At 52.2% G+C, this 10,459-nt stretch carries 9 protein-coding genes; 7 read left to right on the top strand and 2 right to left on the bottom strand.

The window, feature by feature from the left end:
- On the bottom strand, positions 1-1,954 hold a 1,954-nt coding region (locus A7E48_RS05560), incomplete at its 3' end, for a TPM domain-containing protein (RefSeq protein ID WP_068170570.1).
- A 268-nt stretch (positions 1,955-2,222) separates the two neighbouring features.
- Here A7E48_RS05560 and A7E48_RS05555 point away from each other — a divergent pair.
- Complete coding sequence (locus tag A7E48_RS05555) at positions 2,223-3,689, top strand: S1C family serine protease (RefSeq protein ID WP_233125997.1); 1,467 nt, start codon at positions 2,223-2,225, stop codon at positions 3,687-3,689.
- 123 nt (positions 3,690-3,812) lie between these two features.
- Here A7E48_RS05555 and A7E48_RS05550 read toward each other — a convergent pair whose 3' ends face one another.
- A complete protein-coding gene (locus A7E48_RS05550; RefSeq protein WP_068170566.1) occupies positions 3,813-4,283 on the bottom strand; it encodes a tRNA (cytidine(34)-2'-O)-methyltransferase in 471 nt (156 codons plus the stop codon).
- A gap of 128 nt (positions 4,284-4,411) precedes the next feature.
- Between A7E48_RS05550 and A7E48_RS05545 the strand changes: the two genes are divergently transcribed.
- The 6 genes from A7E48_RS05545 to A7E48_RS05520 form a co-directional block, all read left to right on the top strand.
- Complete coding sequence (locus A7E48_RS05545; RefSeq protein WP_068170564.1) at positions 4,412-5,653, top strand: cysteine desulfurase family protein; 1,242 nt, start codon at positions 4,412-4,414, stop codon at positions 5,651-5,653.
- 64 nt (positions 5,654-5,717) lie between these two features.
- Entirely contained in the window at positions 5,718-6,911 is a 1,194-nt protein-coding gene (gene mnmA, locus A7E48_RS05540; RefSeq protein WP_068170563.1) for a tRNA 2-thiouridine(34) synthase MnmA, read from the top strand.
- Positions 6,912-6,992: 81 nt separating this feature from the next.
- Positions 6,993-7,361, top strand: coding sequence for a chorismate mutase (locus tag A7E48_RS05535; RefSeq protein ID WP_068170561.1), 369 nt, complete (start codon positions 6,993-6,995; stop codon positions 7,359-7,361).
- 24 nt (positions 7,362-7,385) lie between these two features.
- Positions 7,386-8,483 carry a hypothetical protein gene (locus A7E48_RS05530; protein WP_141669385.1) on the top strand — a complete coding sequence of 366 codons (1,098 nt, stop codon included), beginning with the start codon at positions 7,386-7,388 and terminating at the stop codon, positions 8,481-8,483.
- Between the two features lie 64 nt (positions 8,484-8,547).
- Positions 8,548-9,237, top strand: coding sequence for an MtrAB system response regulator MtrA (mtrA, locus tag A7E48_RS05525; protein WP_068170557.1), 690 nt, complete (start codon positions 8,548-8,550; stop codon positions 9,235-9,237).
- Between the two features lie 11 nt (positions 9,238-9,248).
- A partial coding sequence (locus tag A7E48_RS05520; RefSeq protein WP_141669384.1) for a HAMP domain-containing sensor histidine kinase occupies positions 9,249-10,459 on the top strand: 1,211 nt, incomplete at its 3' end.

Below are 10,459 nucleotides of genomic sequence, written 5' to 3'. Positions count from 1 at the left end.
AGCCCCCTCCGAAGCCTCCGCCGCCACCGAACATACCGCCGCCTGAGTGATTTCCTCCAAAGAGAGAACCCATCAAGATGCCGCCGAGCATGGCAGAACCTAAATCGACCCCGCCGCGATTGCCATAACCCATATTGCTGCGGGTGAAAGAATCGACATCGGCCTGAGCGAGATTCTGTGCATCGTTCGCTAAACGAATAGCGTTATTGGCATAGTTCAGAGCTTCCATGGGATCGGTGCGTTGCAAGCTCTGAGCCTCTGCAAGATTTCGTTCTGCTTCGCGAAGCTTGGTGCGTGCTTCTGCGCTGACCCCGCCGCGACGAGCCCATACATATTCTGAGGCAGAAGAAACTTGCGCCTGAGCAGATACGAGAGTGTGCTGTAAGGTATCGCCTGCTGCTCGTTGGCGGTCTTGAACCTCGCGCACATTATTGAGTGCTCTATCAAGGTCAGAACGTACTTCGGTCAGTTTGCGGCTCAAAGCGAGGGGATCGGATTTTGGCGCGGCAGATTCGGCTCGGATCTGATCGATGACGGCAGAAACTCCGGCGGCAGCGCCGGCAAGTTCGCCTGTATTGGCAAACTTGGAGAGTTCGCGTGCTTGAGCGACATCTCGCTCGGCAACCAAAATTGCCGAATCAAGCGATTCTTTAGTCTTTGCTAGCTCCAGCTCCCGGTGGGTGACTGATTCAAGAAGTCCCTTGGCCTGGCCAACAGCTTCTTCCGCAGCACGAATTTCTAGTACAGCTTCTGATCTGTTGGAATCCATATGAGTCTGTGCCTGGCTCATGCTCGTTCGAGCGAAGTCCAAACGTTTGTGAGCTTCTTGAACGTTATCGGCAACCGGAGTGACCGCCGAGTCGGCGTACAGCGAGCGGATTTTCTCCAGCGACTGTTCAGCGGTAGGAAAGAGCTGTTCTGTCTCGCTGAAGCGACCCTCCAGAGCTTGGAGAATTTGCGGTGCATTTTGTTCTAACTGGCGCAGATTAGTGAAGTTTTGCTTCTGCTCTTCTAGCGCGCGGTAGGCGTCTTTGGTGCGGCTGATAATTTCTCCCAGCCAGGCGCGCTGTTCTTCTTCGGTATCCGGAATCGTGTCATCGAGTTGTTTCTGCAACTGGAAGGAGCGTTGCATATGCGCTTTAGCGCTCTCAATGGCTGTCACGAAGGGAGCGACCTCTGATTCTCCGTATTGCAAGCGTGCGAACTCAACCTCTTGTTCAGAGTGGACTATAGCGTCGTCCACCTGCACCAGCATGTTCCCCGCTTCTTTACGCAGCTGGGGGATGGGGACGAGAGTTTGCTGGGTCTGTGGACGGTCGAACTGCCCAGGAGCAGAATTTGAGTTTGCAGATTTACGACGTCGACTGACCATCCAGGCGCCACCGACAGCAAGCGCTGCAACACCACCCAAAACGCCCACACTGGTTGCTACACCGCCAACAGATCCGCTACCGTTATCAGAGGTAGTAGCGCCACCTGAGAGCTTTTCATCAATTCCTTGCACAGCCGCTGAGGCAGCTGCTGAATAATCAGATTTTTTGAGCTGAGGAAAGATGTTGTTCTGATAGATCTCGTTGACATCCGAGGTAGAGAGGAGCCCATTGCCGCCGGGTGCAAAATATGCTTGACGGTCGTCGGTGGCGATGACCAAGAGGACATCGTTACTCCCCAGATTATTCATCGAACCAAATTTTTGAGCCCACTGCTCAGAATTTGAGGGCGATTCAAACTGATCGATGGTCACCACAAACAGATTGATCTGATGTTCATCTGCTAACTGGGATATGGAATTCTTGAGCCCCGAAGTATTCCCCAGAGCACCGGTGGTGTCTTCAACACGAACCGAGGGTTGCAAATCCATAGGTGCCTGAGCCCAAGCAGTCGGTGCAGAAAACAAAATTCCAATTGAGGCGCAAGAAGCTAATGCGATGCGGGCGGAAGGTTGAAGTTTCATGAGACCTCTCGATCTAAAAGGGGATCCTGCTCTTGGTGCGAGCACTAAGAATCTTTAGTCAATATTCTAGAGGTAAGTGGCACCCGTTACGGGAGAATTCACCGTATTCGCCCCTGGCGCACTTTCCTGCAAAAATCAACAATTGGCTTTCAGTAAACTTACAGAATAAACACAAAGTCATCACAGTAGAGTGCGAGATAGTTGAACCATATTCATGAAATACGGCAACTGACGCCGCCACTATTCTTATATGAAGGGAATTCATCCAATGACTCAAGACCCCTGGGGCGAGAATCAGAATCCTGGAGTGCAAAATACACCGGGAGCTCACGGCTCCACTGAAAATGCCCAGGGACAAGCTTGGAATCAAACGTCGGACCCTACCGTTCCTCTGAAAACCCAGCAGTATGACGGTCGGTATCAGGAGAATCCCCAGTATGGGCAGCAACCATCCTATTCGGCTCAGTCCCAGTGGACCGGGCAGGGTTACGGTACGCCCGTCCAAGCACAGCCGACCTCACGAAAAAAACACTCAACCGGTGCTTTACTTAGTGCTGCTTTAATAGCTGCGCTCGTAGGCGGCGGTGCAGGAGCCGGGGCGGCTCTGCTCTCAGATAACGGTATCTCAACGGTGGGTACCACGAATCCGGGCACAACTATTGTCAATAACACGGACTCAGTCAATGAAGTAACCGCTGCTGCTGCTAAGGCGACGCCGTCGGTCGTTACCATCGGGGTAACCAGCAATTCGGGGCAGGGGTCTGGGTCGGGCATCATCATAGATGGAGAAGGCCATATTCTGACTAATACACACGTAGTGACCCTCGATGGCGCGGCTAATAACGCCAATATTGAAGTTCAGATGTCAGATGGAACTGTCAAGAAGGCAACTTTGGTTGGAACCGACCCCACGAGCGATCTTGCCGTCATCAAAATTGATACGGCAGGAATGAATATCACCCCAGCAACTTTGGGAGATTCATCCAAACTGAACGTAGGAGATACGTCGTTGGCTATCGGCGCACCCCTGGGGTTGCAGAATACCGTCACCGATGGAATTATCTCCACCCTTTCTCGTACGATCGAAGTTGCATCCTCAGCGGCACCTAATAACTCAGAAGAATCTTCGGATCAGTACGGCTCCCAAGAATCACCCTTTCAGTTTGAAATTCCTGGTCAAGAAAGTCAGAAGTCCCAGACCCAGTCCAGTATTGCCATCAATGTGATTCAGACCGACGCGGCGGTTAACCCCGGTAACTCCGGCGGTGCGCTGGTCAACGCTCAAGGCGAGGTCATCGGTGTTAACGTGGCAATTGCTTCTGCGGGTTCGTCATCTTCTTCCTCATCCTCGGGAAACATCGGTGTAGGGTTCGCCATTCCCATCAACACCGCAAGCCGAATTGCTCAAGAAATTATTGACAACGGGCATGCCACCCACGGCTACCTGGGTGCTTCAGTAGCAACCTCACCTGGAGACAATGATTCTTCGGATACCTTTGGAGACGGAGCAGTTATCAAAGACGTCGTTAGCGGACAAGCTGCCGGTAAAGCAGGGCTCAAACAGGGCGACGTCGTCACCGAATTTAACGGTAAGCGAATAAGCGAAGCCATGGAATTGACCGCAGCGGTACGCGAACAGGCAGCCGGCTCCACTGCCACTGTCAAAGTTCAGCGTGGAAATTCTACCGAAGAAATCAAGGTAACTTTGGGTAATTCTGAAGATGCCCAAAAGTAAACACTGCACCAGTACACAGGCCTAGAACTGGTTGATAAAACAGGAATCCCGGTCACTTATTATTATGAGTGACCGGGATTTTGTTATAGGATTCACTGGCGGTTCTAGAAAACCTGATGGTTCCTATTCGAAAGTGGAACCGGCAAACCCCAGCTGACGCCATGCCTCATACACGGCAATTGATGCTGAATTGGCAAGGTTAAGCGAGCGTCGCCCTTCCAGCATAGGAATCTTCACACGCTCGGTAATCTGCTCTGCCTGCTGAACCTCAGCGGGTAATCCCACTGATTCGGGCCCGAACATCAGCACGTCACCCTCACGGTATTTCACATCTGCAAAATTTTTCTCCGCTGTGGTGGTGAAAGCAAAAACACGAGCGGGAAGAAGCGCCGCCCACGCATCCTCCAACGTCTCGTGCACGGTCATGACCGCCAAATCATGGTAATCAAGACCCGCCCGGCGCAAATGAGCGTCTTCAAAATTGAACCCCAGCGGCTTCACCACATGAAGTTCTGCACCGGTAATAGCAGCCAAACGAATAGCATTTCCCGTATTGCCGGGAATCTCAGGAGTATAGAAAAGAATCTTAAACACCCCTTCAGTCTAGGCGCATGAAATAAAGCCTGCAGATGAATACGTGATTCGTGAACCATCTCATGGGCTAAATTCTCAATGAAGCGTAAAATAATCAAGCTAAAGCTCTCTCGAAAAAAGGCACCCTTATGAGTTCTTCTCGCGTATATCTTGACCACGCCGCAACGACCGACGTCCTCGGTCCCGTTGTTGATGCCGTGGCGGAACAAATGAGAGTTGGTGGTAATCCTTCTTCCCTGCACTCTGCAGGACGCCGCGCTCGCGCTGTGGTAGAGGCTGCCAGAGAGCAGGTCGCTTCGGCGGTGGGTTGCGATGCAGCGGAAGTTATTTTTACCTCCGGAGGCACCGAGGCAGATAACCTGGCGGTAAAAGGACTTTTCTGGAACCGGAAGGAAGCGAATCCATCCGTCCGCCGTATTCTGGTGTCTGCTATTGAGCATCATGCGGTATCGGAAGCTGCGGAATTTTTAGAAAAACATGACGACGCCATCGTAGAGTGGATTCCCGTCAACTCTGAGGGAGTAGTAGATCCTGCCAGCGTTCGAACATTGATTGAGAAAGATCCTGAATCGGTTGCACTGGTAACGGTGATGTGGGCAAATAATGAGGTGGGTTCTGTTCAGCCTATTGCTGAGATAACCGCCATCGCTCATGAGTATGGGATTCCCGTTCATACCGATGCCGTGCAGGCTTTTTGCGCGCTTGAGGTGAACTTCCGAGAATCAGGTGTGGACACCATGGCTATCTCCGGTCATAAGATTGGCGGGCCCATGGGTATTGGAGCCCTCATCGCTACGCGCCAGGCAAAGATGACACCCGTTCAGCACGGCGGTGGACAAGAACGTTCGGTTCGTTCGGGCACTATCGATGCTGCCGCTATTGCAGGCTTTGGGGTAGCAGCTCAGTGGGGGAGCGAGAATCTTGCTGAAGAATCTCGCCGCATTGCTCTCTTGAGAAATCGCCTGATTAAATTAGTCCGCACAGAAATTCCTCAGGCAATCTTGCGGGGTCCTGAACCTGAAACAGATTTGCAGATTATGGAGAATGGTCCGCAGAACCGGCTACCTGCCAACGCGCATTTCACTTTTGAAGGGTGCGAAGGTGATTCGCTTCTCTTCTTGCTGGATATGGCAGGGGTGGAGAGCTCCACAGGATCAGCCTGTAACGCTGGCGTACCCCGCCCCTCTCACGTGCTCTTAGCTATGGGAGTCGAGGAAACAGTAGCGCGCGGGGCTCAACGATTCACCCTGGGGCACAGCACCACTGCTGAAGATATTGATCAGCTACTGCAGGCACTCCCTGCCGCTTTCAAACAGGCATATTCGGCTGGATTGGCAGCACGTACCCCTGACGCTTCGATGTGGCACTAAAGTGCTCTGACTTTTCACAGACTTGAAGGTGCGCTGTGGGCGTGCCATATACAGAAGGATTTTTATGAAGATTTTGGCAGCAATGAGTGGCGGAGTCGATTCGGCAGTTGCCGCAGCCCGTGCGGTAGATGCCGGTCACGACGTCGTCGGAGTGCATCTTGCCCTCTCGCGGATGCCCGGTACTTTGCGCACCGGTAGCCGCGGCTGTTGCACCATCGAGGATTCGATGGACGCTCGCCGAGTATGCGACAAACTGGGCATTCCTTTTTATGTGTGGGATTTTTCCGAGCGCTTTAAAGAGGACGTCGTTGATGATTTCATCTCTGAATACGAGCACGGGCGCACACCTAACCCCTGCATGCGCTGTAACGAAAAAATTAAGTTCGCAGCTCTCCTTGAAAAAGCTGTTGCCTTGGGCTTCGACGCCGTAGTGACGGGACACTACGCCAAAGTGATAGCTGATAAAGACGGCAACCGCGAATTGCATCGTGCAGCTACCTGGGCAAAAGACCAGTCCTATGTATTGGGTGTACTTACTCACGAGCAACTCAAACACGCGTGGTTCCCGCTGGCGGATACCCCCTCAAAAGACGAAGTGCGCGCCGAAGCTGCTGAACGCGGTTTTTCGGTAGCGAAGAAGCCTGATTCCTATGACATCTGCTTTATCCCTGAAGGGGATACTCGCGCTTGGCTAGGTGATCATATTGCGCTGCGTGAAGGTGAAATTAAGGACACCGAGGGTAACGTTTTAGGTCACCATACCGGCGCTCAGGCATTTACCGTGGGCCAGCGCAAGGGGCTGGCCCTGGGGCGTCCGGCAGCAGATGGTAAGCCGCGGTTTGTGCTGGAAGTCAAACCCAAAACAAACGAAGTTATTGTAGGTTCCCGTGAGTTACTTGCCGTTGATGAGATTCGTGGGATTCGTGCAACCTGGGCGGGTCTGCCTATTGCCGAAGTCACCGAGTTCCTCGAAAAGACGCCGGAACTGGGCGCTCAGAGCGCAGAATTCGAAATTACCTCCCAGGTGAGGGCGCATGCCGATCCCGTGCTTTCTGCTGCTCATATGGAATGGGTGGAGGACGACGAATCTGTGGAAGCTGGAAAGCTACGTTTGGAAATCGTGGTTCGTCTCAAAGAAGGACTCAAGGGTGTAGCTCCCGGTCAAACGGTAGTGATGTACCAGGGCACCAGAGTCTTGGGGCAGGCAACTATTAACCGGGCGTATTCATTGAACCGCGCAGATATCCAGGCAGCATAAGGCCCTGATAGATGAGGGAAGTTGCTCCTTTCTTTGAGAAGGGAAAAGGAGCATTTTTCTCCTATCGATTAGGATTGCATCATGAGCGCTTCACAAGAAATTAAAGCTAATGAAGATTTCAATCAGAATGCTTCAAGTTTGCAGAATACCGCCGATGATTCTGTGATGGCTGAGTTGCTCAGCATTCGCCGAACCATTGATAATCTTGACGCCAGCTTGGTTTATATTTTGGCAGAGCGATTTAGAGCCACCCAAAAGGTGGGGCTTCTCAAAGCTGAGCATTCCTTACCTGCCGGTGACCCCAAACGTGAAGAAGAACAAATTAGGCGGTTGCGGTCGTTTGCTGAAGCAGCAGAGTTGGATCCTGAATTTGCCGAGAAGTTTTTGAACTTTATTATTTCCGAAGTCATCAAACATCATGAGCAGATTGCCCGAGAGGCAGCTAACTAGCTCATCCTTTATGAGGAGCCGTGTATGCCGCGAGTTCAAAGAATCGCCCAGTATGCCAGCATCGATCATGAAATGCTGAGCCAGAAGCAGGGGATGGACGCCGGTGTAACGTTTGACCAGCGGTATTTTGTACGTTGTACGGGGTTGGGGAACTGGTCGGGTAGCGATGTCATCGATACAGTCCATCGCGTGCGCGGTGAATTGGGGTCACCACATCTGTCGTATCTTCCTGCTTTACCTGATCGGGGTTATGCGGCGTCGACGTTGGCTCGAAGTATCGCTGTGTTGGACGGCCTCGAAGCAGATGGAGCTTCTTTCGGGTGGCGGTTGGTTTCTGGCTACTCCCGGGAAGCAGAAAAAGCGCGTTCGCTCTTCACCTCTGATTTAAATGCTCTGGCAGATACCGTGGGCAAAGAAAGCGCTTCCGGCAATGCTCTGAAACTGCAATTCTGCGGTCCCTTTACTCTTGCTTCTTCTTTGCATCTGCCGCAGGGGGAGCGCGCCATCGCAGATTACGGTGCGGTACGAGATATTCGGGATGCTTTCATTGCCGGTCTTGGTTCTTGGCTCAAACTGGTGCGTGAGGCTGTGCCGGATGAGCAAATCATTATCCAGTTCGATGAACCGGATTTGGGAGCAGCGATGGCCGGTCAAATCTCAACAGCAAGCGGGTTGAGAACGTATCGGGCAATCAAACCTGAGATATTAGAGAGTAGCTACGAACTACTGGCACAGGAGATGAAGAACCACAATGTTTTCACTGCAGTTGCGAATGCACCCCACCCATACCTTGCCAGTTTGCAATCGACTGTAAACGCAAGCGCATTTTCTTCCAAAAATTTTGAAGAAAGGGATTGGGAGAAAGTAGCCACCCTGATTGAAGCGGGGCAGCAGGTATGGCTGGGGGTAGCAGATACCCACCAAGTTCAGAGTGTTTCATCTCTTGCCCATTCGCTGTGGAAATCCTGGCGGACGGTAGGCCTCTCTGCTGACCAGTTAAGCGGTCTGACCTTGACGGAGCGAGGAGACCTCTCTGAAATTTCCTCCCCGCAGGCTACAGCGGTGCTAAGACATCTGACCGAGACGGCGCGGGCAGTCTCCGAAATTGCGCAGGACCAGTAACTTTTCACACTTATTTTGGACCCCGCTAAGATGAGAGGGTCTGCTGATTTTTCAGAGGAGAATAATGAACGCAACCATACTCGTCGTGGACGACGACGAAGCTCTGGCTGAGATGGTCGGAATCGTACTAGCTCAAGAAGGCTTTGAAACAGCTATTTGCGAGACGGGCGACCAAGCCGCTGATGCTTTCCGTACTCACCAGCCGGACCTCATCCTTCTCGACTTTATGCTTCCGGGTATGAACGGTATCGAGGTGTGCACCCAGATTCGCCAGGAGTCAGATGTCCCTATCATCATGTTGACCGCCAAGAGCGATACTGAGGACGTCGTGCGGGGGCTTGAAGCCGGTGCAGATGATTATATCGCCAAGCCCTTCAAACCTGCTGAGCTGTTAGCCCGCGTACGTGCTCGTCTGCGTCCTAAAGAAGAGCACAGCAAGGGTCATCTGCTAGTAGGCGGGTTGGAGATAGACCTCGCCGGTCATACCGTCAGCCGCGGGGGAGAGAACATCTCACTGACTCCTCTGGAGTTTGATTTGCTGGCAAATTTGGCGCAGCAACCGGGGCAAGTAATGACCCGCGAATCGTTATTAGATAATGTATGGGGTTACGAAAAATCGGTTGATTCTCGTTTGGTCAACGTTCATATTCAGCGCCTGCGTTCAAAGATTGAGCAGGACCCTGAGAACCCTCAGATTGTTTTGACTGTGCGCGGCGTAGGTTATAAGGCCGTTTCAGATAAACCGCACCGCTAGGACTACCCTTCGTGTCAATTACCGCACCACTGCCGAAGGTGAATGCAGCTCCAGCGTCAGAACTGAATCCTCGGCGTCATCCTATTAAAACTGCCCGTCAACTGTGGCGACAGTCGCTTCAATTCCGTGCTGTGTCGGCAGCCGGTATTTTGATGATGATTGCTTTCATCTTCGTGGGTTCATTTTTGACACATCAGATTGCTAATTCTCTGTTTGATGGTCGTCTCAACCAAGCACTGGAAGAATCTAAGAGCGGCTTTACGAATGTTCAGTCACTTCTTGATAGCTCTGATGCCACTGCAAATTCGGAGATTGAACGCGACGTTCTGCGCTTTATGACGGTTCTTGAGATAGACGGCAGTGATTCTAGCCGGCAGTGGATTTTGGTGCCTCACGGAGATCCAGATAATCCCGGTTCAATTACAGCTCACAGCCAGGGTCCTTCTATTACTGCCGATGCGGTTCCTGCGGAGCTGGATGAGGCAGTGCGGAAGGACGACGGCGGTATCTATTGGCAGTCATCGAGTATTACTCAGAATGGTGTAACGCATCCGGTTCTATTTGTAGGCACGTCTATCAAGATTCACCAGAACCCTGACTATGGTCTTTATCTGGTGTATGACTTATCGGCGTCCCAGCAGACCATGCGGTATATCAACCTGGTGATTCTGCTGGCATTCTTGATTCTGCTTGTGGTTGTTCTTTCTATCGTGTGGTTTGTGACGCGAACGGTTATCCGCCCTATTGCCTCCACTGCTATAACGGCCGAGAAACTGGCAGCCGGTGATCTTGACCGGCGTGTGATTGTGCGAGGGGAAAACGAAACGTCTCGGTTGGGTCATTCCTTCAACCGCATGGCAGACGGGTTACAGAACCAGATTTCTCAGCTGGAAACCCTTTCTAGCATGCAGCAGCAATTCGTTTCCGACGTTTCGCATGAGCTGCGTACCCCTTTGACTACCGTCCGTATGGCGGCGGAGATGCTCTACAGCGGTCGTGAAGATTTGAATCCGGCGTACCGCCGTCCCACGGAGCTTCTTTACCACCAGGTAGATCGCTTTGATTCGTTGCTGGCAGATTTACTGGAGATTTCGCGGTTTGACGCCGGTTCCGCCACGCTCGATTGCGCGCCGGTTGATTTACTGGCGGTTATCAACGATGTCTTGCTCGAAGTGCAACCGCATCTTGTGCGAACCGGTACGGAGCTCACTCTCCATACGGA

It is taken from the genome of Rothia sp. ND6WE1A, from assembly GCF_001683935.1.
Classification (GTDB): Bacteria; Actinomycetota; Actinomycetes; order Actinomycetales; family Micrococcaceae; genus Rothia; species Rothia amarae.
Note: the sequence above shows the minus strand (reverse complement) of the source record. Positions and strands in the feature narration are given on the sequence as shown.